The organism is Leucobacter sp. wl10 (assembly GCF_003569785.1).
Lineage (GTDB): Bacteria > Actinomycetota > Actinomycetes > Actinomycetales > Microbacteriaceae > Leucobacter.
The window spans coordinates 1-435 of record NZ_KZ984047.1; the positions used below are offsets into that span (position 1 = coordinate 1).

Consider the following 435-nt stretch of genomic DNA (forward strand, 5'->3'; position numbering starts at 1 on the left):
CGGCCTCAGCGCCGTCGTAGAGCGTCTCGCCGACCCGCACCTGCCGCGCGGCCTCCGCCCGGCTGCTCCCCGTGAGCCGCTGCACCAGCGCCACCGCACTGCGATGCCCCCGCGCCTGCGCCACGCCCGCGTGCCCCGCCTCACGCGACGAGCGCCGGGCCACGACACCCGCCGCCGCCGTCCGCAACCGCTCCACCATCCGCCCCACCTCGGACGCCAACTCCAGCAGCGCCACCGCCTCCCCGTCATCGAGGCGATCCACCGCCGCCGGCAGCAGCCCCGCATCCGGCACCTCGCCCGTGAGATCGCGAATCGCCGCGACCCGGGCCATGATGTCGGTGAAGAGTTCCATGCCTCTATTTTCCCACCTGATCAGCACAAACACCTAGGGACAACTCCACGAGGTTCACCGGTTTCGGCCGCCTGTGGACGAAG

The 435-nt window shown here is 72.2% G+C and carries 1 pseudogene; it reads right to left on the minus strand.

What is annotated here, in order from left to right:
- Positions 1 to 352, minus strand: a pseudogene (locus tag D1J51_RS17730) (HNH endonuclease); the annotation flags it as partial.
- Positions 353 to 435: the final 83 nt, after the last annotated feature.